Annotated in this window: 25 protein-coding genes; 15 read left to right on the forward strand and 10 right to left on the reverse strand. The window is 66.9% G+C overall.

The annotated features are described in order from the left end of the window. Positions 1-102 precede the first annotated feature (102 nt). The 6 genes from rpsA to trpB all read left to right on the forward strand — a co-directional run bounded on the left by rpsA (position 103) and on the right by trpB (position 5,030). Positions 103-1,785: a 30S ribosomal protein S1 gene (rpsA, locus tag BUR28_RS17260; protein WP_074221239.1), complete on the forward strand. Its 1,683-nt coding sequence runs from the start codon at positions 103-105 to the stop codon at positions 1,783-1,785. A gap of 281 nt (positions 1,786-2,066) precedes the next feature. Beyond that, on the forward strand, positions 2,067-2,348 hold the full coding sequence (gene ihfB, locus BUR28_RS17265) for an integration host factor subunit beta (protein WP_074221240.1): 282 nt from the start codon (positions 2,067-2,069) through the stop codon (positions 2,346-2,348). A gap of 15 nt (positions 2,349-2,363) precedes the next feature. Continuing rightward, positions 2,364-2,729, forward strand: a complete 366-nt coding sequence (locus tag BUR28_RS17270; RefSeq protein WP_074221241.1) for a LapA family protein — start codon at positions 2,364-2,366, stop codon at positions 2,727-2,729. A gap of 8 nt (positions 2,730-2,737) precedes the next feature. Beyond that, positions 2,738-3,394 (forward strand): phosphoribosylanthranilate isomerase, encoded by a 657-nt coding sequence (locus BUR28_RS17275; protein ID WP_074221242.1) that lies wholly within the window; start codon positions 2,738-2,740, stop codon positions 3,392-3,394. Beyond that, entirely contained in the window at positions 3,391-3,729 is a 339-nt protein-coding gene (locus BUR28_RS17280) for a hypothetical protein (protein WP_074221243.1), read from the forward strand. Before BUR28_RS17275 ends, BUR28_RS17280 begins: the two co-directional genes overlap by 4 nt. A gap of 71 nt (positions 3,730-3,800) precedes the next feature. Next, positions 3,801-5,030 carry a tryptophan synthase subunit beta gene (gene trpB / locus BUR28_RS17285; RefSeq protein ID WP_074221244.1) on the forward strand — a complete coding sequence of 410 codons (1,230 nt, stop codon included), beginning with the start codon at positions 3,801-3,803 and terminating at the stop codon, positions 5,028-5,030. Positions 5,031-5,036: 6 nt separating this feature from the next. On the opposite strand, the gene BUR28_RS17290 is transcribed toward trpB, so the two are convergent. From BUR28_RS17290 to pth, 3 genes are all read right to left on the reverse strand, one after another. Next, positions 5,037-5,726: a hypothetical protein gene (locus BUR28_RS17290; protein WP_074221245.1), complete on the reverse strand. Its 690-nt coding sequence runs from the start codon at positions 5,724-5,726 to the stop codon at positions 5,037-5,039. Between the two features lie 92 nt (positions 5,727-5,818). Next, the gene (locus BUR28_RS17295) at positions 5,819-6,196 is read right to left on the reverse strand and encodes a DUF2237 family protein (RefSeq protein WP_074221246.1); all 378 of its coding nucleotides are present in this window, start codon (positions 6,194-6,196) and stop codon (positions 5,819-5,821) included. A 10-nt stretch (positions 6,197-6,206) separates the two neighbouring features. Next, a complete protein-coding gene (pth, locus tag BUR28_RS17300; RefSeq protein WP_074221247.1) occupies positions 6,207-6,896 on the reverse strand; it encodes an aminoacyl-tRNA hydrolase in 690 nt (229 codons plus the stop codon). A gap of 91 nt (positions 6,897-6,987) precedes the next feature. Here pth and BUR28_RS17305 point away from each other — a divergent pair, with 91 nt between their 5' ends. Next, on the forward strand, positions 6,988-7,299 hold the full coding sequence (locus tag BUR28_RS17305) for an antibiotic biosynthesis monooxygenase family protein (protein ID WP_074221248.1): 312 nt from the start codon (positions 6,988-6,990) through the stop codon (positions 7,297-7,299). Positions 7,300-7,486: 187 nt separating this feature from the next. Then, complete coding sequence (locus tag BUR28_RS17310) at positions 7,487-7,966, forward strand: hypothetical protein (RefSeq protein ID WP_175566974.1); 480 nt, start codon at positions 7,487-7,489, stop codon at positions 7,964-7,966. A 159-nt stretch (positions 7,967-8,125) separates the two neighbouring features. Here BUR28_RS17310 and BUR28_RS17315 read toward each other — a convergent pair whose 3' ends face one another. After that, positions 8,126-8,764, reverse strand: a complete 639-nt coding sequence (locus BUR28_RS17315; RefSeq protein WP_074221250.1) for a 50S ribosomal protein L25/general stress protein Ctc — start codon at positions 8,762-8,764, stop codon at positions 8,126-8,128. A 103-nt stretch (positions 8,765-8,867) separates the two neighbouring features. Next, entirely contained in the window at positions 8,868-10,031 is a 1,164-nt protein-coding gene (locus BUR28_RS17320; protein WP_074221251.1) for an alpha-hydroxy acid oxidase, read from the reverse strand. Between the two features lie 104 nt (positions 10,032-10,135). Between BUR28_RS17320 and BUR28_RS17325 the strand changes: the two genes are divergently transcribed. Continuing rightward, the gene (locus BUR28_RS17325) at positions 10,136-10,909 is read left to right on the forward strand and encodes a ZIP family metal transporter (protein WP_074221252.1); all 774 of its coding nucleotides are present in this window, start codon (positions 10,136-10,138) and stop codon (positions 10,907-10,909) included. Positions 10,910-10,934: 25 nt separating this feature from the next. On the opposite strand, the gene carB is transcribed toward BUR28_RS17325, so the two are convergent. Further along, complete coding sequence (gene carB, locus BUR28_RS17330; RefSeq protein WP_074221253.1) at positions 10,935-14,228, reverse strand: carbamoyl-phosphate synthase large subunit; 3,294 nt, start codon at positions 14,226-14,228, stop codon at positions 10,935-10,937. Between the two features lie 188 nt (positions 14,229-14,416). Here carB and BUR28_RS17335 point away from each other — a divergent pair, with 188 nt between their 5' ends. From BUR28_RS17335 to bchJ, 3 genes are all read left to right on the forward strand, one after another. Next, a complete protein-coding gene (locus tag BUR28_RS17335; protein WP_254813767.1) occupies positions 14,417-15,127 on the forward strand; it encodes a CPBP family intramembrane glutamic endopeptidase in 711 nt (236 codons plus the stop codon). 104 nt (positions 15,128-15,231) lie between these two features. After that, positions 15,232-16,884 carry a magnesium-protoporphyrin IX monomethyl ester anaerobic oxidative cyclase gene (gene bchE / locus BUR28_RS17340; protein ID WP_074221255.1) on the forward strand — a complete coding sequence of 551 codons (1,653 nt, stop codon included), beginning with the start codon at positions 15,232-15,234 and terminating at the stop codon, positions 16,882-16,884. Next, a complete protein-coding gene (gene bchJ, locus BUR28_RS17345; protein WP_074221256.1) occupies positions 16,884-17,480 on the forward strand; it encodes a bacteriochlorophyll 4-vinyl reductase in 597 nt (198 codons plus the stop codon). Before bchE ends, bchJ begins: the two co-directional genes overlap by 1 nt. 1 nt (position 17,481) lies before the next feature. Here the strand turns inward: bchJ and BUR28_RS17350 are convergent, their stop codons facing one another. Continuing rightward, entirely contained in the window at positions 17,482-18,708 is a 1,227-nt protein-coding gene (locus BUR28_RS17350; RefSeq protein ID WP_074221257.1) for an SAM-dependent methyltransferase, read from the reverse strand. A gap of 160 nt (positions 18,709-18,868) precedes the next feature. Here BUR28_RS17350 and aspS point away from each other — a divergent pair, with 160 nt between their 5' ends. Together aspS and BUR28_RS17360 are read left to right on the forward strand one after the other, a co-directional pair. Then, positions 18,869-20,647, forward strand: a complete 1,779-nt coding sequence (gene aspS, locus BUR28_RS17355) for an aspartate--tRNA ligase (protein WP_074221258.1) — start codon at positions 18,869-18,871, stop codon at positions 20,645-20,647. Next, the gene (locus BUR28_RS17360; protein ID WP_074221259.1) at positions 20,647-21,378 is read left to right on the forward strand and encodes a BglII/BstYI family type II restriction endonuclease; all 732 of its coding nucleotides are present in this window, start codon (positions 20,647-20,649) and stop codon (positions 21,376-21,378) included. Before aspS ends, BUR28_RS17360 begins: the two co-directional genes overlap by 1 nt. Here BUR28_RS17360 and BUR28_RS17365 read toward each other — a convergent pair whose 3' ends face one another. Beyond that, positions 21,379-22,011: an MT-A70 family methyltransferase gene (locus BUR28_RS17365; RefSeq protein WP_074221260.1), complete on the reverse strand. Its 633-nt coding sequence runs from the start codon at positions 22,009-22,011 to the stop codon at positions 21,379-21,381. A gap of 238 nt (positions 22,012-22,249) precedes the next feature. On the opposite strand from BUR28_RS17365, the gene mce reads away from it, so the two are divergent. Next, the gene (mce, locus tag BUR28_RS17370) at positions 22,250-22,654 is read left to right on the forward strand and encodes a methylmalonyl-CoA epimerase (RefSeq protein WP_074221261.1); all 405 of its coding nucleotides are present in this window, start codon (positions 22,250-22,252) and stop codon (positions 22,652-22,654) included. A 7-nt stretch (positions 22,655-22,661) separates the two neighbouring features. On the opposite strand, the gene BUR28_RS17375 is transcribed toward mce, so the two are convergent. Both BUR28_RS17375 and BUR28_RS17380 read right to left on the reverse strand, forming a co-directional pair. Continuing rightward, a complete protein-coding gene (locus tag BUR28_RS17375) occupies positions 22,662-23,360 on the reverse strand; it encodes an EI24 domain-containing protein (protein WP_139307608.1) in 699 nt (232 codons plus the stop codon). After that, a complete protein-coding gene (locus BUR28_RS17380; RefSeq protein WP_074221711.1) occupies positions 23,357-23,935 on the reverse strand; it encodes a nitroreductase family protein in 579 nt (192 codons plus the stop codon). Before BUR28_RS17380 ends, BUR28_RS17375 begins: the two co-directional genes overlap by 4 nt. Between the last annotated feature and the right edge of the window lie 84 nt (positions 23,936-24,019).

The following is a 24,019-nucleotide window of genomic DNA, read 5'->3' on the forward strand; positions in this document are numbered from 1 at the left end:
GCATCCCCTGCAGCACGGCGGGCGGCACCTGACCAACCCCACAGACCGGCGGAGACAACCGCGCGGCCGGAAAAAGCGTAAGTAAAGGAAACCAGAGACCGCATGGCTCAGAACGCATCCATGGAGGAATTCGAAGCCCTCCTGAACGAAAGCTTCGAAATCGACACGCCTGCCGAGGGCAGCGTCGTCAGGGGCAAGGTCATCGCCGTCGAGGCGGGCCAGGCCATCGTCGATGTCGGCTACAAGATGGAAGGCCGCGTCGATCTGAAAGAATTCGCCAACCCGGGCGAGGCCCCGGAAATCGCCGTCGGCGACGAGGTCGAGGTTTATCTCGACCGGGTCGAGAACGCCCGCGGCGAGGCCGTCATCAGCCGCGACAAGGCCCGCCGCGAAGAGGCGTGGGACCGTCTGGAAAAGGCCTATGCCGACGACGCACGCGTCGAGGGCGCGATCTTCGGCCGGGTCAAGGGCGGCTTCACCGTCGATCTGGGCGGCGCCGTGGCGTTCCTGCCGGGCTCCCAGGTGGACGTGCGCCCGGTGCGTGACGCTGGTCCGCTGATGGGGCTGAAACAGCCCTTCCAGATCCTCAAGATGGACCGCCGCCGCGGCAACATCGTGGTCTCGCGCCGCGCCATCCTGGAAGAGTCCCGCGCCGAGCAGCGCGCCGAGATCATCTCCAAGCTCTCCGAGGGCGACGTGGTCGACGGCGTGGTCAAGAACATCACCGAATACGGCGCCTTCGTCGATCTCGGCGGTGTCGACGGCCTGCTGCACGTCACCGACATGGCCTGGCGCCGGGTCAGTCACCCGTCGGAAATCGTGTCGATCGGCGAGACCATCAAGGTGCAGGTCATCAAGATCAACAAGGAAACCCACCGCATCAGCCTGGGCATGAAGCAGCTTCAGGAAGATCCGTGGGATACGGTGCAGGCCAAGTTCCCGATCGGCACGGTGCACAAGGGCCGCGTGACCAACATAACCGACTACGGCGCCTTCGTCGAACTGGAGCCCGGTGTCGAAGGTCTGGTCCACGTCTCGGAAATGTCCTGGACCAAGAAGAACGTCCATCCCGGAAAGATCGTCTCGACCTCTCAGGAAGTCGAAGTCATGGTGCTGGAGATCGACACCGCCAAGCGCCGTGTGTCGCTGGGCCTCAAGCAGACCATGCGCAACCCGTGGGAAGTCTTCGCGGAAACGCATCCCGTGGGCACCGAGGTCGAGGGCGAAGTCAAGAACATCACCGAGTTCGGTCTGTTCATCGGCCTGGAACACGACATCGACGGCATGGTGCACCTTTCCGATCTCAGCTGGGACCAGCGCGGCGAGGAGGCGATCCAGAACTACCGCAAGGGCGACGTCGTCAAGGCCGTGGTCACCGAGGTGGATGTCGACAAGGAGCGTATCTCGCTTTCGGTCAAGGCGCTGGAGGGCGACCCCTTCCAGGAGGCCGTGGGCGGCGTCAAGCGCGGCTCGGTCATCACCGTGGCCGTCACCGCGATCGAGGATGGCGGGATCGAGGTGGAATACGAGGGCATGAAGTCCTTCATCCGCCGGTCCGACCTGTCGCGTGACCGGTCCGAACAGCGGCCCGAACGCTTCCAGGTGGGCGATAAGGTGGACGTGCGCGTCACCAATATCGACCCCAAGTCGCGCCGTCTCGGCCTGTCGATCAAGGCCCGCGAGATTGCCGAGGAGAAAGAGGCGGTCGAACAGTATGGCAGCTCGGACTCGGGCGCCTCGCTGGGCGACATCCTCGGTGCCGCGCTCAAGGGCGAGGACAAGTAGACCCTGCCGGACTAGACCGGCCCCGGACGGCCCCGCACGCGGGGCCGTCCTACGCGGGGCGAATCACGAAAATGCGAGCGACCCCGAGGCGGGGTCGGTGGGGCGCTGCTATCCGGTTGCACGATGGGAAACGTTCCCCAAAGGGTGGCCTCAACGCGGCTTTCCGACGCCCGAGCCCGCTTTTTCAAAGGCTTTCTGTTTCTCCGGCGGGCAAAACATGCCTATAGTCCGCAAGCCCCCGCAGCGCGAGCCAGAAGGGCAAAGAACAGGGACACAGAACGATGATCCGATCGGAATTGATCCAGAAGATTGCCGAAGAGAATCCCCATCTCTACCAGCGCGATGTCGAGCGGATCGTGAACACCATCTTCGAAGAGGTCATTGCGGCCATGGCGCGGGGCGACCGGGTGGAACTGCGCGGCTTCGGCGCGTTCTCCGTCAAGAAGCGGGACGCCCGCACCGGCCGCAACCCCCGCACCGGCGAGTCGGTCCAGGTCGAGGAGAAATACGTGCCCTTCTTCAAGACCGGCAAGCTGCTGCGGGACCGACTGAACGGAAAATAACCGAGCGAACAGAACATGCGTGCCATCCGCTACCTTCTTCTCGTCCTTCTGGCCATCGTTCTCGTCGTCGTCGCCATGGCGAACGGGCAGGTGGTCACCGTCCACCTCCTGCCCCAGGAACTCGCCACCTTCACGGGCCTGGTGCAATCGGCGGAGGTGCCGCTTTATGTCGTGGGCTTCGGGGGTATCCTCGTCGGCCTGCTGATCGGGTTCTTCTGGGAGTGGCTGCGCGAGAGCAAGCATCGCGCCACCGCCAATCAGAAGCGGCGCGAGGCGGCCAAGCTCAAGCGTGAACTCGACCGGGTGAAGGCCGACAAGCACAAGGGCGAAGGCCGCGACGAGATCCTCGCCTTGCTCGACAATGGCGGCAAGGCCGGCTGAGCGTCGCGATGACCGGGGGCATCCGGGTCAAGATCTGCGGGCTGACCGATGCGGGCGCGGTGGCTGCGGCCGCGCGCCTGGGAGCGGCCTATCTCGGCTTCGTGTTTTTCCCGAAATCGCCGCGCAACCTTGATCTGGAGACCGCTGCGGCGCTGGCGGCCGACGTGCCGCCCGGGCTTGCCAAGGTGGCGCTGACCGTCGATGCGGACGACACGGCGCTGGAGGCGCTGGTCGATCGCGTGCCGGTCGACATCCTCCAGCTTCACGGGCGCGAACCCCCCGAACGGGTGGCCGCCATCCGCGCGCGCTTCGGCCTGCCGGTGATGAAGGCCGTGGGCGTCGCCGGCGAGGCGGACCTTCCGGCCCTGGCCGAGCATGCGCGCGTCGCAGACCAGTTGCTGGTGGACGCAAAGCCGCCGAAAGGCGCCGCGCTTCCGGGGGGCAACGGGCTCGCCTTCGACTGGCGTCTCATCGCGAACCGGCGCTGGCCCGTGCCCTGGATGCTGGCGGGCGGGCTGACGCCCGGCAACGTTGCCGAGGCCATTCGCCTGACCGGGGCGCGGCAGGTCGACGTGTCCTCTGGCATGGAAACGGCGCCCGGCATCAAGGATGCGGCGAAGATCGCGCGGTTCATCGCCGCGACGCGGCTGGAGGAGGTCGAATGAAAGGGATCGTCGGGATCGTCGCGGTGCTGGCCATGCTGGGGCTTGCGCTTGCGTTCACCAAGCCGACCGAGGCTGATTTCGAGGCCGCGCTCGAGGCGCAGCTTCTGGAACGGATCGACGCGGCCGACCCCGAGGCGACCGCGGACCCGGTGGAGGCGCTCCTGACCGCGACCTGCAAGATGGGCCGCGAGGAATGCGCCCGGATCATCCGCTCGCTGATCTCGCTCGACTATGAGGATCGGGTGCTCTACTCGCGCGCCCGCGTCTCGCTGGGCGAGGAGGCGGGCGCCAGCTGCACCGGCGTTCTGACCCGCATCTTTTGCAGCGAGTTCTGAGGCCGCGCGCGCCGCTTTACCGCGCCCGGCGCGGGCTGTAGACAGGGCGTCAGCCAGCCGGGGAGGGAGCCATGGCCGAAGACCTGATCAATTCCTTCATGACGGGACCCGACGACAAGGGCCGCTTCGGCGATTTCGGCGGGCGCTTCGTGTCGGAAACGCTGATGCCGCTGATCCTCGAACTCGAGGCGCAGTATGAACACGCCAAGACCGACCAGAGTTTCTGGGACGAGATGGACTTCCTGTGGAAGCACTATGTCGGTCGGCCCTCGCCGCTCTATTTCGCCGAACGCCTGACTGAACGGCTGGGCGGGGCCAAGGTCTACATGAAGCGCGACGAGTTGAACCACACCGGCGCGCACAAGATCAACAACGTGCTGGGCCAGATCATCCTGGCCCGCCGCATGGGCAAGACGCGGATCATCGCCGAGACGGGCGCGGGCCAGCACGGCGTGGCCACCGCCACCGTCTGCGCCAAGTTCGGGCTGAAATGTGTGGTCTACATGGGCGCGACGGATGTCGAGCGGCAGAAGCCGAACGTGTTCCGCATGCGCCTTCTGGGCGCCGAGGTGGTGCCGGTGACCTCAGGCCGCGGCACGCTCAAGGACGCGATGAACGACGCGCTGCGCGACTGGGTGACGAACGTGCGCGACACGTTCTACTGCATCGGCACGGTGGCGGGCCCGCATCCCTACCCGGCGATGGTGCGCGATTTCCAGGCGATCATCGGCAAGGAAGCCAAGGAACAGATGCTCGATGCCGAGGGCCGGCTGCCCGACACGATCATCGCCGCGATCGGCGGCGGGTCGAACGCGATGGGCCTGTTCTACCCGTTCCTCGACGATAAGGACGTGCGGATCATCGGGGTCGAGGCTGGCGGCCACGGCGTCGACGAGAAGGTGGAACATTGCGCCAGCCTGACCGGCGGGCGGCCCGGCGTGCTGCACGGCAACCGCACCTACCTGTTGCAGGACGACGACGGCCAGATCCTCGAAGGGCACTCGATCTCGGCCGGACTCGACTATCCGGGCATCGGTCCGGAGCATTCCTGGCTGCACGACATCGGCCGCGCGGAATACGTCTCGATCACCGACACCGAGGCGCTGGAGGCGTTCCAGCTTTCTTGCGAGACCGAGGGCATCATCCCCGCCTTGGAGCCCAGCCACGCGCTCGCCCATGTCGCCAAGATCGCGCCCGACCTGCCCGCCGATCACGTCATCTGCATGAACATGTGCGGCCGGGGCGACAAGGACATCTTCACCGTGGCCCGGCATCTCGGCCACGACATGGGCGGGGCCTGAGCCGGCTCAGCCCGCGGGCACCTTGTCCTTTTCGACCGCGTCCAAGACTGCCTGCATCAGCCTGGGCTCGAGGATCTGGACAAGCCTGCTGGCAGCCTCTCCCGCAGGCGGCGGTGGCGGGACGACGGCGGAGACGTAGGCCGGTTTCCTGGCCACCGCGATCAGGCAGGTGAAGGTTTCGTCCTCGCGGAGTTCGATGCCCGCGTCGGCAAGCACCTGCGCGATGGTCTGGCTGATCGTCATGGCGTGCCCGGGTTTCGCGAAGAGGTCGTTCCAGAGCCTTGCGCTCTCTTCGAGTTCGGGGGGCAACATGGGCTCCAGCGTTTCCTGCAGCGCGGCCGCATGAAGGCGGCGTTCTGCCAACACGCGCATCGCGTGGCAGGCGCGCCGCGCCCGATGGCCGGCGGCCTGGCAGTCCGCGCCGCTGCCGCCTTCGTCGAGGCAGCGTTGGATCGCATTGCGGCGCGCGCGTTCGCAGGGGTCGCGCGCCTCGTCGAGGCTCGATTCGACATCCAGAACGGTGCAAAGAAGGTATTCCCGATCCGCGGCCGCACGGCATCCCGCTTCGCTGCGGCCCTCCGCGATGCAATCCCGATAGGCGCGGTCGCGCGCCCTGCGACAGGGATTGCGCAGGATGTCCAGGATGCGTTCGGCATCCATCGACAGGTGCATATCGCCGAATCTGTCCGTAGGCATGTCACTGTTCCTTCCGAGAAATCCGTGACGGAAGCCTGACAGAGACCGGGAGGCCCGCAATGATCGCCGTCATCGCGGGGCCGCGTTCGCGTTCAGGTCATCGCGTATTGCCGCAACACTTCCAGCGGCACGATGTCGGTTGCCGCCTTGTGGGTGGCGGACATGTCCACGCGCGGCGCGCAGCCTTCGTCATGCGCCTGCAGGAAGCGGCTTGCGCAGAGGCACCAGCGGTCGCCGGGCTGCAGCCCCGGAAAGCCGAATTCCGGGCGCGGGGTCGACAGGTCGTTGCCGACATACTTCGAGTAGGCGAGAAACTCGGCGGTCATAACCGCGCAGACGGTGTGGCTCCCCGCGTCGTCCGGCCCGGTGTCGCAGCAGCCGTTGCGGTAAAAGCCGGTCAGCGGCGCCGACGAGCACGGGGTGAGCTTGCCGCCCAGGACGTTCACGGAAGGGGCCTTCGGGATCGGCATGGTTCACCCTCTATCGGAATCGGTGGACGAGTTTCTGCAGGGGCGAGCGGGGGTCCTCCTGCGGGGCGGGCGGTTCAGCGCGGGCGGCCTTGGCGGGATCGGCCTCTGCGCGCGGGCCCCCCGAACTGCGCGGCGGCGCCACCCGCAGGGCGACCGCGTTCAGGAACCGCGCGCTGTCGCCGCGCGCAAGCTCCGGCGCGCCGTCCGAGATGCCGCGCATCAGGTCGTCGAGCCAGTCGCTGTCGGCCTTGGCGAAATCGCTGAGGACGTAGGGGGAAACGCGGTCCTTGTGCCCCGGGTGGCCAATGCCCAGGCGCACCCGCTGAAAGTCGGGACCGAGATGCGTCTGGATCGAGCGCAGCCCGTTATGCCCGGCATGCCCGCCCCCCTGCTTGACCCGGCACTTACCGGGCGCGAGGTCCAGCTCGTCATGGAACACGGTCACGTCCCCGGTGGCGAGCTTGTAGAACTGCACCGCCGCCTGCACCGAATCGCCGGAGCGGTTCATGTAGGTCTCGGGCTTGAGCAGGATCACCTTTTCGGTGCCGAGCCGCCCGTCCGCGACCTGGCCCTGGAACTTCGCGCGCCAGGGGGCGAAGCCGTGATCGGCGGCGATCCGGTCCACCGCCATGAACCCGATATTGTGCCGGTTGCCCGTGTATTTCGGACCCGGATTGCCGAGCCCCACGAAAAGCCGCATGCCTTGCCTCGCGCCGCTTGAACCTGTCCCCTTGATGCCGTGAACTGCCCGCAGATTCCAGTGTTGTGCGCGGCGAACGGAGGAAGACACGATGTATCTGACGATGAACCGGTTCAAGGTGAAGCCCGGAGCCGAGGACGCGTTCGAGGCGGTGTGGAAGAACCGCGACAGCCATCTGAAATCCGTGCCGGGGTTCGTCGCCTTTCATCTGCTGAAGGGCCCCGAGAGGGATGGGTATCGCCTCTACGCCTCGCACACGTTCTGGGAAAGCGAGGACGCCTTCACCGCCTGGACGAAATCCGAGGCGTTCCGGGCCGCTCACAAGGGGGCCAAGGGGCCGTCGGAGCTGTATCTCGAGCCGCCGGAGCTGGAGATTTTCGAGTCGGTGCAGGAACTGAGCTGAACGGCGCGGTCGGCTTTCTGTCCGAGGATGCGGCAGTGGCGTGCGGCGACGCCCGGTTCGCGGGCATCTTACGCTGCGCTGCGGCGTGATGGAACGTTGCAAGAACGATTTAGAAACCTTGTGGGGTCTAGGCTGAGCCGAAAGTGAGGCAAAGCCGATGCACACGATCCTGACCGCTCTTGTTCGCATGACCCGCGCCGCCGCGCTGGGCCTCTGCCTTGCCGCGCCGGCCGCCGGGTCCGAGGCGGGGTTCGAGCCCGCGCCGGTGCTCAACGAACTTTCCGATGTCACCTGGCCCGCGCGGGCCGGCGCGGACGGGCCGGGCGCCGAGACGCTCCGGCTCAAGGCGGGGCTGCTTTGCGTTGCCTGGGCACGGGACATGATCGGTCAGCACTGGCGCGTACTGGACGCGCTGGAAGGGCCGGCGACCTGGTCGCATGCCCGTCAACTGTTGTGGCAGCAGGTGGGCTGGGTCGATGCGTTCGAGCGCCGCCAGTTGCGCCCGGTGATCGACGAAGACAGCCAGCGCGCCCTGTTGCGGGTCTGGTGGCCCGAGGGCATTTCGACAGAGGCCGGAAGCGCGGCGGCGGCCGAGATGCACCGTTTCTGCCTTCGCTTGCCCGGGCTTCTGGGCACGGTCGATCCCGACGGGCCGTTGGGGCTCTAGCCACCCGGGCTGGCCTCGGCCGGCACCGAACGCGCGCATCAAGGACACGAACGCGCATGTGCCGGCGGCGGAAACTCGCCGCGCGCCGCTGCGCGGGGACGTTTCATACGAAAACGGGGCCCCGCAGGGCCCCGCTCGTATCGCCGATGGCGGCGCGAGTCAGTCCTCGCCGTTCTCTTCAGTGACGTCTTCGCCTTCCTCGCCTTCGTCTTCGGCCGAACGCAGGCCGGACGGCGCCGAGATGTTGGCGATCACGAAGTCGCGGTCGGTGATCGTCGGCCGCGCGCCTGCGGGCAGCGTCACGTCCGAGATGTGCACGATGTCGCCGATATCGAGGCCCGACAGGTCCACGGTGATCTTCTCGGGGATGTCGCCCGCGGTAACCACCAATTCAACCTCGGGGCGCACGACGGTCAGCACGCCGCCACGCTTGATCCCGGGGGCCGTGTCCTCGTTGATGAACTCCACCGGGATGAACAGGTTGATCCGCGAGGTCCGCTTCAGCCGCATCAGGTCGACATGGATCGGCAGGTCCTTGACCACGTCGCGCTGCACGCCGCGGCAGATGACCCGCACGTCGTCCTGCCCCTCGACCTTGAGGTTGAACAGGGTGGACAGGAAGCGGCCGTCCTTCAGGCGCTTGAAGAGTTCGTTATACTTGATGTCGATCGGCTGCGGGTCGATGCCGCCGCCATAGACGATGCCCGGTACGAGATGGTCGCGGCGCGACTGACGGGCGGCCCCCTTGCCTGTCCCCGTCCGTACCGTGGCGTGAAGATCAGGGATCTCGCCAGCCATGGGTAATTCTCCTCAGGTTATGGGCATCCTCCAAGGGTGTATGCCCGCGTGAAGCCGTGCCCATAGCCGAGAGCGGGCCGATTGGGAAGGGAAAAAACGGCGCTCAGGCCCAGTCGCCCTCGAAATCCTTCGGCACCAGCAGGATGTCGCGGTCGATCTCCTCGATCCGTCGCCGTCCGCACAGCGCCATCGAGGTATCGAGCTCCTTGTGGATGATCTCCAGCACCCGGGTCACCCCGGCCTCGCCCATCGCGCCCAGCCCATAGGCGAAGGCGCGGCCGATATAGGTGCCGTTCGCGCCCAGCGCGAGCGCCTTGAGCACATCCTGCCCGGTGCGGATGCCGCCGTCGAGATGGATTTCCACCGTGTCGCCCACAGCGTCGGCGATGGCGGGCAGGGCGCGGATCGACGAGATCGCGCCGTCGAGCTGCCGCCCGCCGTGATTCGACACCACGATGGCGTCGCAGCCGACCTCGGCCGCCTTGCGCGCATCTTCCACGTCGAGGATGCCCTTCAGGATCAGCGGTCCGTCCCACCAGCGGCGGAATTCGCGGATCCTGTCCCAGTCGAGCGAGGGGTCGAAGGCCTCGGCCGTCCAGGTCGCCAGCGAGCCGGGATCGGTCACGCCCTCGGCATGGCCCACGATGTTGCCGAAGAATCGGCGCTTGGTGCCCAGCATCTCGAGCCCCCAGCCCCATTTGGTCGAGAGGTCGAGCAGCGAGGCGGCGGTGAATTTCGGCGGCGCCGACAGCCCGTTCTTCAGGTCGCGGTGGCGCTGGCCCATGATCTGCAGATCGACAGTGATCACCAGCGCCGAGCAGGCCGCCGCCTTGGCCCGCTGGAACAGCCGCTTCATGAAGTCGTCGTCCTTGAGCGTGTAGACCTGAAACCAGAACGGCTTGGTGGTATGCGCGGCCACGTCCTCGATCGAACAGATCGACATGGTCGACAGCGTGAAGGGCACGCCGAAATCTTCGGCCGCCCGCGCCGCCTTGATCTCGCCATCGGCGGCCTGCATGCCGGTCAGTCCCACCGGGGCGAGCCCCACCGGCATCGCCACGTCCTGGCCGATCATCCGTGTCGCGGTCGAGCGGCCCGCCATGTCGACCGCCACGCGCTGGCGCAGGTAGAGCTTGCTGAAGTCGCTGACGTTCTCGCGCAGCGTCTGCTCGGTCCAGCTGCCCGACTCGCAGTAGTCGCGGAACATCCGGGGCACGCGGCGCGCATAGATGCGGCGCAGATCCTCGACGGTGGTGATGACGGGCATCGGGCGGCTCCCTCAATCTGGTCAGGTTCCTTTACCAATCGGGCCGGTTCGCCGCAACGGCCTTGCCACTTGCCCGGGCCGCGTCATTCGGCCATGCAAGAGCCATGAGCATCGTACTTCTCGGCCTCCTGGCGTCGCTGGCCGCCGGTCTGATGACCGGGGTCGGCGCGCTGCCGGTGCTGGCGGGGCGCACGGTGTCGCGCCGGGCGAACGACACGATGCTGGGCTTCGCGGCGGGGGTGATGCTGTCGGCCTCGTTCTTCTCGCTGATCCTGCCGGGAATCGACGCGGCCGAGGGGATGTATGGCAGCGTCCTGATCGCGGCGCTGATCTCGGCGGCGGGGCTGGCGCTGGGGGCGCTGGCGGTCGCGGGCCTGAATGAGGCGCTGCCGCACGAACATTTCGTCGAGGGCCGCGAGGGGGCAGAGGCGGCGGCGCTGGCCAAGATCTGGCTCTTCGTGTTCGCGATCACGATCCACAACTTCCCCGAGGGCATGGCCGTGGGCGTCGGCTTCGGCGGCGGGAACGTGACGAACGGGATTTCGCTGGCCACCGGCATCGGGCTGCAGAACGCGCCCGAGGGGCTGGCGGTGGCCGTGGCGCTGAGGGGGCAGGGCTACCGGCGGCTGAGCGCCTTCCTGATCGCGCTGGCGACGGGGCTGATCGAACCCGTTGGCGGGGTGCTGGGTGCGGCCGCGGTGTCGGTCTCGGCGCATCTGCTGCCCTGGGGGCTGGCCTTCGCGGCGGGGGCGATGATCTACATCATCAGCCACGAGATCATCCCCGAGACCCATCGCCACGGCCACCAGAACCGCGCGACCACGGGGCTGACCGCGGGGCTGATCCTGATGATGGTGCTCGACGTGACGCTGGGGTAAGCCGCCCCGCAAGGGGGGCGTGCCGTCACGCCTGCAGGCTGGCGACCGTGAGCTCGCCCTCCTCCCGCGATTTCATCGCGAGGGCGGCGGCATGGGCGGCGGCGGCGGTGGTGAAATAGGGGATCCGGTCCCACAGCGCCACCGCCCGCATCGAGCGGCTGTCCTCCACCGCCTGCGCGCCCTCGGTGGTGTTCATCACCAGATGCACCAGCCCGTCCTTCATCACGTCGACGATGGTCCGGCCGCCCTCATAGGCCTTGTTCACCACCTCCGCCTCGATCCCGTTCTCGGCGAGGAACTTGGCCGTGCCGCGCGTCGCCAGCAGGGTGAAGCCCAGGTCGGTCAGGATGCGCGCGGTTTCCACCAGCTCCGGGGTCTTGTCGGCATCCTTGATCGAGAAGAACACCCGGCCCTCGTGCGGCAGGTCGGTGCCCGCGCCCATCTGCGCCTTGAGAAACGCCCGCGGGAACGACCGGTCCCAGCCCATCACCTCGCCGGTCGAGCGCATCTCGGGGCCGAGCAGCGTGTCGACCCCGGGGAAGCGGGCAAACGGCATCACCGCCTCCTTGACCGAGAACCAGGGCATCGCCGGGTCCGCCAGCGACAGCGGATCGGCCAGCGGCAGCGGCGTGCCGGGCGCCGCGTCGGCGGGGTAGGGCGGGCGCATCGGGAAGGCCGACAGCTTCTCGCCCGCCATCAGCCGCGCCGCGATCGAGGCGATGGCGCTGTCGGTCGCCTTGGCGACGAAGGGCACGGTGCGGCTGGCGCGCGGGTTCACTTCGATCAGGTAGACCTTGCCGTCCTTGACCGCGAACTGCACGTTCATCAGCCCAACGACACCCAGCCCCAGCGCCAGCGCCTCGGTCTGGCGCTTCAGCTCCTCGACGATGTCGGCCGGCAGCGAGTAGGGCGGCAGCGAACAGGCGCTGTCGCCGGAATGGACGCCCGCCTCCTCGATATGCTGCATGATGCCGGCGACATGGACCTGCTCCCCGTCGCACAGCGCGTCCACATCCACCTCGGTCGCGCCCGCGAGATAGCTGTCGAGCAGCACCGGCGAGCGGCCCGAGACCACCACCGCCTCGGAGATGTAGCGTTCCAGATGGGCGGTGTCGCGGACGATCTCCATCGCGCGGCCGCCCAGCACGTAGGAGGGGCGGATCACCAGCGGATAGCCGATCTCCTCGGCCAGCCGCAGCGCTGCCTCGGCCGAGGCGGCGATGGCGTTCTTCGGCTGCTTCAGCCCCAGCTTGTTGACCAGCGCCTGGAACCGTTCGCGATCCTCGGCCAGGTCGATGGCGTCGGGCGTGGTGCCGAGGATCGGGATGCCCTCGGCCTCCAGGTCGTTGGCCAGCTTCAGCGGCGTCTGGCCGCCGAACTGCACGATCACCCCGTGCAGCGTGCCGTTCGACTGCTCGACGCGCAGGATCTCCATGACGTGTTCCAGGCTCAGCGGCTCGAAATAGAGGCGGTCCGAGGTGTCGTAGTCGGTCGAGACGGTCTCCGGGTTGCAGTTGATCATGATCGTCTCGTAGCCCGCATCGGTCAGCGCGAAACAGGCGTGACAACAGCAATAGTCGAACTCGATGCCCTGGCCGATCCGGTTGGGGCCCCCGCCCAGGATCACCACCTTCTTCCGGGTCGAGGGGCGCGCCTCGCATTCGACCTCGCCCATCACCGGGGTCTCGTAGGTCGAATACATGTAGGGCGTCTGCGCCTCGAACTCGGCGGCGCAGGTGTCGATCCGCTTGAACACGGCGGTGACGCCCAGGTTCTGCCGCGCGCGGCGCACCTGCGCCTCGTCCCGGCCGGTCAGCGTGGCGAGCCGGGCATCGGTGAAGCCCATCATCTTGAGCCGCCGCAACGCGTCCTCGGTCACGGGTAGGCCATAGCGGCGGATGCGGTCCTCTGCCTCGACGATTTCGCGGATGCGGGCGAGGAACCAGGGATCGAAGCTGGTGACGGCCCGAATCTCGTCGTCCTCCAGCCCCAGCCGCATGGCTTGCGCAATGATCCGAAGCCGGTCCGGCGTCTGCCTCGACAGGGCGGCGACGATGGCCGCGCGGTCCGGTGCGCCGTCGATCTCGACCTCGTCGAACCCGGTCAGCCCGGTTTCCAGCGAGGCGAGCGCCTTTTGCAGGCTTTCATGGATCGTCCGCCCGATCGCCATCGCCTCGCCCACGGACTTCATCGCGGTGGTCAGTTCGGGTTTCGCGCCGGGGAATTTCTCGAAAGCAAAGCGCGGGATCTTGGTCACGACATAGTCGATGGTCGGCTCGAAGCTGGCCGGCGTCACCTTGGTGATGTCGTTGTCCAGCTCGTCCAGCGTGTAGCCCACGGCCAGCTTCGCGGCGATCTTGGCGATGGGGAATCCCGTGGCCTTGGACGCCAGCGCCGAGGACCGCGACACCCGCGGGTTCATCTCGATCACCACCATGCGGCCGTCCTCGGGGTTGACCGCCCATTGCACGTTGGACCCGCCGGTCTCGACCCCGATCTCGCGCAGGACGGCAATGCTGCCGTTGCGCATGATCTGGTATTCCTTGTCGGTCAGCGTCAGCGCAGGGGCCACGGTGATGGAATCGCCCGTATGCACCCCCATGGGGTCCACGTTCTCGATGGAACAGACGATGATCGCGTTGTCCGCCTTGTCGCGGACCACCTCCATCTCGAATTCCTTCCAGCCGAGCAGGCTCTCGTCGATCAGGATCTGCCCCACGGGCGAGGCATCGAGCCCCGTCTTGCAGTAATGGACGAATTCCTCGCGGTTATAGGCCACGCCGCCGCCGGTGCCGCCCAGCGTGTAGGCGGGGCGGATGATCGCGGGCAGGCCGACATGTTCCAGCGCGGCCAGGCACTCGTCCATGCTGTTGGCGATGGTGGCCTTGGGGTTTTCCAGCCCGATCCGGTCCATCGCCTCGCGGAACAGCTTGCGGTCCTCGGCCATCTCGATGGCCGCGCGGTTGGCGCCGATCAACTCCACCCCGAACTTGTGCAGCACGCCCATGTCGGCCAGCTTCAGCGAGGTGTTGAGCCCGGTCTGCCCGCCCATCGTCGGCAACAGCGCGTCGGGGCGTTCCTTCTCGATGATCTTGGCGACAACCTCGGGCGTGATCGGCTCGATATAGGTGGCGTCTGCCAGCCCCGGATCGGTCATGATCGTGGCGGGGTTGGAGTTGACCAGGATCACCCGGTAGCCCTCCTCGCGCAGCGCCTTGCAGGCCTGGGCGCCGGAATAGTCGAACTCGCAGGCCTGCCCGATCACGATGGGGCCGGCGCCGATGATCATGATGGAGCTGATATCGGTTCTCTTCGGCATGGGCCGTTCCTTCGAGGCTGGCAAATTGCTGGGGGTTATAGACAAGCGGGATGGCGGTGCAAGGGCCGCGAGGCGGATTCCGGGAACGCGCCAGATCCCGTACCGGCCCGGCGGTCTGGCGCATCGATGCGGCACGGTCCGAAAGGGACCGTGCGGCCATGGCAAGGGTGCGCGCGGTGTCTAGATGAATGGGGGACGCGATCTGCCTCGCCACGGACGAAAGACCCATGCAGGAGAGCTTTGCCCTCGAGACGCGCCCGCCGCCCCGCCTGCGGCTGTGGCTAGAATTCGCGCTGTTCTATCTCGGCGCGCCGCTTGCCATGGCCGTTCTGCTGCCGCCATCGGCGCTGTTTCCGGTGCTTTTCGGCTTTACCGTGCTGGGCCTGGGGCTGCTGCACGTCACCGAGGGGTTCCATTGGCACGACCTGACGCGCGGCGCCGGCCGGATCGCGTGGGGGGCGGTTGCGCTGTTCGCGGCCGCCACCGTCGCGGTCGCCGGCACAGTGGTGACGCTGACCGCGCCCGACCAGGCGCTGATCCTGGTGCGCGAGCATCCGGCGCTTCTCGCGATGATCGCGCTGCTCTATCCGCCGCTTTCGGCGCTGCCGCAGGAAATCGTGTTCCGCCCGCTCTTCTTCCGCCGCTACGGGGCGCTCCTGCCCGGGCTCTGGCCGGCGATCCTGCTCAACGCCGCGCTGTTCTCGCTGGCGCATCTGATGTTCTGGAACTGGATCGTGGCGGCGATGACCTTTTCGGGTGGAATCGCCTTCGCCTGGGCCTATGAGGCGCGGAGGAATTTCCCCATGGCGGTCGTGCTGCACAGCGTTGCGGGCTGGATCGTGTTTGCCGCTGGGCTTGGAATATTCTTTTATTCCGGCAATATAGAGCGCCCGTTCTGACCCGTTAACGCGCGGCAAACAAAGCTGACACCGATTTGACTTGTGTCAAGTTGAGTTGACAGAAGATGTGTCATGTTGCCTCGCGAAACACGGGGAGTCGATCCATGCGAATTGTCTTTTTGCATCCCAACTACAAGTCCGGTGGCGCCGAGATCGCGGGCAACTGGCCGCCGGCCTGGGTGGCCTATCTGACGGGCTCGCTGCGGATTGCAGGATATGACGACATCACCTTCATCGACGCGATGACGAACAACCTGTCCGAGGATGACGTCCGCGCCCAGCTGAAGGAACTGAAACCCGACGTGGTCGCCACCACCTCGATCACGCCGTCGATCTACGCCGCCGAACGGCTCTTGGAAATCTCCAAGGAAGAGGTGCCGAACGCGGTGCGCGTCCTGGGCGGTATCCACGCCACCTTCATGTTCAAGCAGGTGCTGTCCGAGGCGCCCTGGGTCGATGTGATCTGCCGCGGCGAGGGCGAAGAGATCATCGTCGAGCTGATGAACGCGATCCGCGACAAGCGCTGGCCGGAATGCCGCCGCGAGATCAAGGGGCTGGCCTTCCTCGACGGCGATGAAATCGTCGCCACCCCCGCCGCGCCGACGATCAAGAACATCGACTCGCTGAAGCCCGACTGGGACATTCTCGACTGGGAAAAATACATCTACATCCCGCTGAACTGCAAGGTGGCCATCCCGAACATGGCGCGTGGCTGCCCGTTCACCTGCTCGTTCTGCTCGCAGTGGAAATTCTGGCGCGACTACCGCATCCGCGACCCGAAACTGGTGGTCGACGAGATCGAGGAGCTGGTCGAGCGGCATGGCGTCGGCTTCTTCATCCTCGCGGACGAGGAACCGACCATCAACCGCAAGAAGTTCATCGCCTTCTGCCAGGAGCTGATCGACCGCGGCCTGCCCGACAAGGTCAAGTGGGGCATAAACACCCGCGTGACCGACATCCTGCGCGACGAGGAATACCTGTCCTTCTACCGCAAGGCCGGTCTCGTCCACATCTCGCTGGGCACCGAGGCCGCGGCGCAGCTGAAACTCGACCAGTTCAACAAGGAAACCCGCGTCGATGACAACAAGCGCGCGATCCAGTTGCTGCGCGAGGCCGACATCCTGACCGAGGCGCAGTTCATCGTGGGGCTCGACAACGAAACCCCCGAGACGCTGGAAGAAACCTTCAAGCTGTGCTGGGACTGGCAGCCTGATCTGGCGAACTGGGCGATGTATACGCCCTGGCCGTTCACGCCGCTCTTCCAGGAGTTGCACAACAAGGTCGAGGTGTTCGACTACTCGCGCTACAACTTCGTGAACCCGATCATGAAGCCCGAGGCGATGGACCGTGCCGAGCTTCTGGACCGGGTGATGAACAACTACCGCCGGTTCTACATGCGCAAGGCGCTGTTCCACTACCCGTGGCGCGGCACCGGGTTCCGCCGTCGTTACTTGCTGGGCTGCCTCAAGGCGTTCCTCAAGGCCGGCGTGCAGCGCTCGTTCTACGACCTCGGCAAGAACAACTACTGGGGTCCGCAGTCCAAGGACAAGGTCAAGTTCGACTTCGACATGACCCGCCAGCCCGCCCAGGCGCAGATCGACGACTGGGTGTCGAATGCCGACAAGGCGGCGCAGGCCGCGGCCAAGCGCAAGTCCAAGGATGCCAGCTTCAAGATGCCGGCTGAAGGCGCGGCGGCGAAACAGGCGGCCGAGGCCAAGGTCTGCGGCGGCGGCGACCAGCAGATGGAAGACGCCTGATGAAAGACACCCTGTCCGGCCACACCGGCCGGATCGGACCGAATGCCGTGCTCCAGCTTCTCCCTGTGCTGGAGACGGCGGGCGGGGCGGCGCTCCGCGACGAGATGCTCGAGGCGGCGGGCCTGAATGAAGTCCCGTCGGACACCGGCCTTATGGACGAGGGACCGGCCGCCGCCATGCATCGCGCGCTGCGCCGCCGCCTGCCCGGACGCGCGCCCGACCTCCTGCGGGAGGCGGGCGCGCGCACCGGGGACTATATCCTGGCCCACCGAATCCCGCCGCTCGCGCAGAAGGTGCTGAAGGCCCTGCCGCCCGCGCTGTCGGGCCCGATGCTGGCCAAGGCCATCGCCAAGCACAGCTGGACCTTCGCTGGATCGGGCGCATTCCGCGTCGTCTCGACCCGGCCGCTGGTCTTCGAACTGGCGGACAACCCGCTGATCCGGGGCGAGAGCGCGCCGCACCCGATCTGCGGCTGGCACGAGGCGGTGTTCGACCGGCTGTTCCAGACGCTGGTCGATTCGCGGCTGAGCACGCGCGAGACGAAGTGCAGCGCGAGCGGCTGCGCGGTGTGCCGCTTCGAGATCGCCCGCCGCTAGGCTACTGCGCCGCGATCAGCGCGCGTTCCTCGGCCGGCGCGATGTAGTCGCGGGTCAGCGGCACGGTCTGGGCGTCGCGCGCGAACTGCATCTGTAACACGCCCTGCCGCGTCACCTCGAAGGTCGCTTGGCAGGCCACGAGGTAATAGCGCCACATCCGGATGAAGCGGTCGTCGTACATCGCGCGCACCGCGTCCAGCCGATCCTCGAAGCGCATCCGCCATTCTTCCAGCGTCCGCGCATAGTGGTGCCGCCAAATCTCCAGATCGGTCAGCCACATGCCGGTCTTTTCGATCGGCGCGGCCACCTCGGACACCGATGGCACGTAACCGCCCGGAAAGATGTACTTGCCCAGCCAGCCCGACGGGTTGATCGGCCCGTCCACGCGGCCGATGGTATGGATCAGCGCCACACCCTCGGGCGTCAGCAGGCGTTCGACCTGGCCGAAATACGCGTCGTATTGCGGCACGCCCACATGCTCGAACATCCCTACGCTCACGATCCGGTCGAAGGGGCCGTCGAGCGTGCGGTAGTCCTGCAGGCGCAGGTCGATCCGGTCGGACAGCCCCGCCGCGGCCACCCGCGCGCGCCCGAGCTCCAGCTGGTTCTGCGACAGCGTCACGCCGGTCACCCGCGCGCCCCAGTCGCGCGCCATCGTGATCGCCATCCCGCCCCAGCCGCAGCCGATGTCGAGCACATGCATGTCCGGCTCGATCAGCAGCTTTGCCGCGATATGTGCCTTCTTCGCCGCCTGTGCCTCTTCCAGGGTCATGCCTTCGCGCGCGAAATAGGCGCAGCTGTACTGCATGTCGGAATCGAGGAACAGCCGGTAGAAGTCGTTCGAGATGTCGTAGTGATGCGCGACGTTGGCCCGCGCCTTGTTGGGCGTGTTGCGCTGGATCCAGTCCCTCAGCGCAAAGCGCGCGCCATCCGCCGCCCGTGCCCAGCGCGGCAACCCGTCCCGCCGCCTGTTGCGCAGCAGAAGCGTCATGAACTCGTGCAGCCGGTCGCCCTCGACCGTGATCCGGCCGTCCATGTAGCCTTCGCCCAGGCCCATTTCCGGATCGAGGCAGATCGCCTTCAGCGTCGCCTCGTCGGCGATCGCGACGCGCGCGGCCAGCCCGTCCCCGGGCCCGTAGCGGCGATGCGTGCCGTCGGGGTAGTCGATGCCAAGTTCCCCCTCGCGAACGAAGCGCGAGAGCATGCCGTCGATGAGTTTCTGCCACATCGCAAGTCCCACCCTGTTTGCAAAGCCCGTGGCGTTCCCGGCCGTTAATATACCTTAAAACGCACCATCCCCCAAATTTGCTCCCGCCCCCTCCCTTGACTTCGCGCCGCATCAAGGGTGTATCGGCGCGGACCTGCCGTCAGCCGTAAGGACCCGCCCCATGCATCCCTTCCGCAGCCACACCTGCGCAGACCTCACCAAAGCCAACGTGGGCGAAACCGTTCGCCTGTCGGGCTGGGTGCACCGCGTGCGCGACCACGGGGGTGTTCTGTTCATCGACTTGCGCGACCATTACGGCATGACCCAGGTGCTGGCCGACCCCGACAGCCCGGTGTTCGCCGAGGTGGAGAAGGTCCGCAGCGAGTGGTGCGTCCGCATCGACGGCGCGGTGAAGGCGCGCGACGAATCCCTCATCAATCCGAAACTCCCCACCGGCGAGATCGAGGTCTATATCCGCGACATCGAGGTGCTTGGATCGGCCGAGGAACTGCCGCTGATGGTTTTCGGCGACCAGGACTACCCCGAGGAAACGCGCCTGCGCTATCGCTATCTCGACCTGCGGCGCGAGGCGATGCAGGACAACATGAAGCTGCGTTCCGACGTCGTGGCCTCGATCCGCCGCCGGATGTGGGACACGGGCTTCCGCGAGTTCCAGACCCCGATCATCACGGCCAGTTCCCCCGAAGGCGCGCGCGACTTCCTCGTGCCCTCGCGCCTGCATCCGGGCCGGTTCTACGCGCTGCCCCAGGCGCCCCAGATCTTCAAGCAGCTGATCATGGTCTCGGGCTTCGACCGCTATTTCCAGATCGCGCCCTGTTTCCGCGACGAGGACCCCCGCGCCGACCGCTCGCCCACCGATTTCTACCAGCTCGACATGGAAATGAGCTTTGCCACGCAAGCGGACGTGTTCGACACGATCCAGCCGGTGATCGAAGGCGTGTTCGAGGAATTCGGCGGCGGCCACACGGTCGACAAGCACTGGCCGCAGATCGCATTCGCCGACGCGATGCGCTGGTACGGCACCGACAAGCCCGACCTGCGCAACCCGATCAAGATGCAGGACGTGTCCGATCATTTCCGCGGCTCGGGCTTCGCGATCTTCGCCAAGCTGCTGGAACAGGACGGCACCGAGATCCGCGCGATCCCCGCGCCCGGCGGTGGCTCGCGCAAGTTCTGTGACCGGATGAACAGCTACGCCCAGAACGAGGGCCTGCCGGGGATGGGCTATATCTTCTGGCGCGACGGCGAAAACGGGATGGAGGCCGCCGGCCCCCTGGCGAAAAACATCGGCCCCGAACGCACAGAGGCGATCCGCCTGCAACTGGGCCTTGGCAAGGGCGACGCCGCCTTCTTCCTCGGCGGCAAGCCCGCGAGCTTCGAGGCCGTCGCAGGCCGGGCGCGCAATGTGATCGGCGAGGAGTTGAACCTTACCGACAAGAATCGCTTCGCCTTCTGCTGGGTCGTCGACTTCCCGATGTATGAAAAGGACGACGAAACCGGCGTCATCGACTTTTCCCACAACCCGTTCTCGATGCCCCAGGGCGGCATGGCGGCGCTGGAAGGCGATCCCCTTCAGGTGCTGGGCTACCAGTATGACCTCGCCTGCAACGGCTACGAACTGGTCTCGGGCGCGATCCGCAACCACCGGCTGGATACCATGTTCAAGGCGTTCAGCCTGGCCGGTTACACCGAGGACGAGGTGCGCGCCCGTTTCCCCAGCCTGGTCAACGCCTTCCGCTTCGGCGCGCCGCCCCACGGCGGCTGTGCGGCGGGCATCGACCGTATCGTGATGCTGCTGGCCGATCAGGCGAACATCCGCGAGGTCATCATGTTCCCGATGAACCAGCGCGCCGAAGACCTGATGATGGGCGCCCCCACGCTGCCCAGCAACGAGCAACTGCGCGAATTGCGGCTGAGGGTCATTCCCGAGGAGGAGTGATGCTCCGCCCGCTGGAGGAGCTGGGCTACGATGTGCTGGCGAAGAACCACGCGCTGGCCATACTGACCCAGGATTTTCCCGCGGAACTCGGCGAACTCGTCTCCGTTCTGGCGGAGTTCCGCATCGCCATCCCCGAGATCATCGGCGGCGGCGGCGGCGAGGCGCGCTTTACCCAGCGCCTGCGCAAATCCCTGGCCGAAACGGGCTGGCCGAAGCACGTGTTCCACGTCCAGACCATCGTCGACGGCGTCGAACGCGAAGGCATCAGCCACGAGATCGACCATGTCCGCCGCGCCCCGTCCGGCACGCTCGCCCTTGAAATCGAGTGGAACAACAAGGATCCGTTCTACGACCGCGACCTTGAGAATTTCCAGCGGCTGCATGCCCAGTCGGCGGTCAGCGTGGGCGTGATCGTCACCCGCGGCGCCACGATGCAGGCGGCGTTCCGCGCCCGGATCGCCGCGCGGCTGGCCGCCGATGGCGTGGCCTCCGAGGCCGATCTGGCCCGCTACGGCATCGCCGAACGCACCGGTGCCCAGCGCAAGGCTGTCGCGCGGCTGGTCGACCAGGGCCTGCCCTTCGCCGAGGCCTTCACCCGCAATTTCGTATCCAGCAAGTTCGGCCAGGCCACCACCCATTGGGACAAGCTGGTGGCGCGGCTGGACCGGGGCGTCGGCAATCCGTGCCCGCTGTTGCTGCTTGGGCTGCCCGACCGCGTTCTGGTCGACTGACTACTCCGCCGCCATTCCCGAATTGTAGGCGTAGGTCTTCCAGCTGGGCTTGTAATCCGCATCCGCCTGGTTGCCCCAGACCGTCCAGCCCTCGCGCACGCCGCGGCCGAACAACTCCAGGTAGGGCCCCCAGGAACAGCCCTCGATCAGCTCGTATTGCTCGTCGGGCTTGCGCGAATGTTCGCGCTTGCGGGTCTGCAGCATGTTCACCTGCCGCCGCCCCGGCGCCAGCGTGCGGGCGTTCTTGCCCCGCGTGCCGAACAACAGCAATTCGGTCACGTTGCGGAAATAGAACCCCACCCCGCGCCCGTCCGACCCGCCATCCTTGCGCACCTTGTGCCAGACGATGTTCGACTTGTACTCGAACCCCCAGGCCGAGAGCACCTGCAACCCCTCCGGCAGAAGGGCGTTCGGCACCCACAAATAGCAATGCGCCCGGTCTTCGAGATGCGCGGCGACGGGAAGCGCGCAAATCTCGTCCACCGTGAGCGTCGGATAGCGTGACAGGCGCTTGTGTTCGGGCGCGACCTTGCCGGTGCGGTTGATGAAACGCCACGGCGGGTCCGCCAACACGGTTCCGAACCGGTCGCCGTCCAGGAAATCCTGCAGGTCTTGTGCTGCCGAACGCGTCATATCCAACATCTTGGCGGAATTCCCCCGAAGCTCCAATGGGAACAATAAGAGAACATGCGCACGTTGACAAACTCTTTCTCCGGCCGGGCTGCGGTCTGTCCGCCGCAGCCATGGCGGGCGCATGTGGGCCGCGCCACGCGGCGGCATCGCCTTCCCGGCGCGCGCCGGCCCGGGGGCCTTGCGCCGCGCCGTTCGAGGCCCGATAACCGCAAGACCCAGTCTCAGCGAGGAGTGCAAGATGATCGGCCGCCTGAACCATGTCGCCATCGCCGTCCCGGACCTCGACGCCGCCGCGGCGCAATATGCCGACACGCTCGGCGCCAAGGTGGGCGCGCCCCAGGACGAGCCCGATCACGGCGTGCGGGTGGTGTTCATCGAGTTGCCCAATACCAAGGTGGAGCTGCTCTACCCGCTGGGCGAGGACAGCCCGATCAAGGGGTTCCTCGACAAGAACCCGGCGGGCGGCATCCATCACATCTGCTATGAGGTGGACGACATCCTGGCCGCGCGCGACCGGCTGAAAGAGGGCGGCGCGCGGGTGCTGGGCGCCGGCGAACCCAAGATCGGCGCCCATGGCAAGCCGGTGCTCTTCCTGCACCCCAAGGATTTCAACGGGACGCTGATCGAGCTGGAACAGGTCTGAGCGACGATCAGACAGCCGGGGGCCGGGCGAGGCGGTTCACCAGGTGGGTGAACACGGCCGCGCCGAGGATCGGGATCATCAGGTTGACCAGCGGCACGCTCAGCGGGACCGCCATCAACAGCCCGGCCACGAACACCGTCAGCCCGTGGCGCTTGCGCAGCGCCACGGCGCCCTTGCGCCCCAGCCGCCGCATCGCCGCCATCTGGAAGAATTCCCGCCCCAGCAGAAACCCGTTCACCGCCCAGAACAGAAGCGGCGCGAAGGGGCCGACGAAGAAATAGAGGACCAGCGCAACCAGGTTCACCCCGACCACCACCGCGAAGAACCCCAGCGCGTCGCGGACCTGGTCGAGGACGGGAATCGGCGCGACCTTCGGCAGGTCGGGGTAGTGCTTGCGCTCCACCGCCTCGGCCACGTCGTCGAGAAACAGCCCGATGAAGGCCGAGGCGACCGGCACCATCAAGAAGACAGAGAGCACCAGCATCAGGATCAGCGAGGTGCCCGAGATCAGCTCGTCCACCCAGTTGACCTCGCCGATCCAGGGCAGGGTGAAGGTTTCGGGCAGCAGCCAGCCGATCAGCACGAAGATCGCGGCGTAAAGCAGCGCGAGCAGCAGGATCGAGAGGCCGACCCCGAGCAACAGCACCCGCCGGAACGCGCGGTCGCCGATCTGGCCGAGGGTCTTGAGAAAGGCGGTCAGGATCATGCGCGCACCCATGTGGTGATGGCGTCCACGTCCGGGCGGGGGCGGTCGGGCGGCGTGACGGTCTCGGTGCCGATATGGATGACACCGGCGACTTGCTCATGGGGCGCAAGCTCGAGCCCGTCCTCCAGGAACCCGCGGTCGTAGACCGGCCAGCCGGTCAGCCAGTTGGCCCCCCAGCCTGCGGCCAGGGCCGCGTTCAGCAGCGCCAGGCACACCGCGCCGGCCGACAGTAACTGCTCGCTCTCGGGGATTTTCTCCGACGGCTTCGGCGAGGCGATCACCGCGACGGCAAGCGGGCTGTCGGCATAGGCCGCGGCGGCCTTGGCTATGGTTTCCTCCGCCTCGCCCAGGGCCGCCCCCCGCGCGCGCACCAGCCCGGCCAGCCGGTCGAGCGCAAGGCGTTCCAGCACGACGAAGCGCCAGGGTTCGAGCTTGCCGTGATCGGGGCTGCGGGCCGCCGCGGTCAGCAGCGGTATCAGGTCCTCGCGCGCCGGTGCGGGCGCGGCCAGCGTCTTGGCAGGGCGCGAGCGCCGGGTCAGCAGGAAGTCGAGCACCTCGGGGCGCGGGTCGGGCATCGGCATCTCCGTTCCGTTCTATCCCATGTCGGCCATCGGCACGTCCGGATCAAGCCCGGCTTGACGCGCGCCCCGGCCGGTGGG

It is taken from the genome of Rhodovulum sp. ES.010, assembly GCF_900142935.1.
GTDB lineage: Bacteria > Pseudomonadota > Alphaproteobacteria > Rhodobacterales > Rhodobacteraceae > Rhodovulum.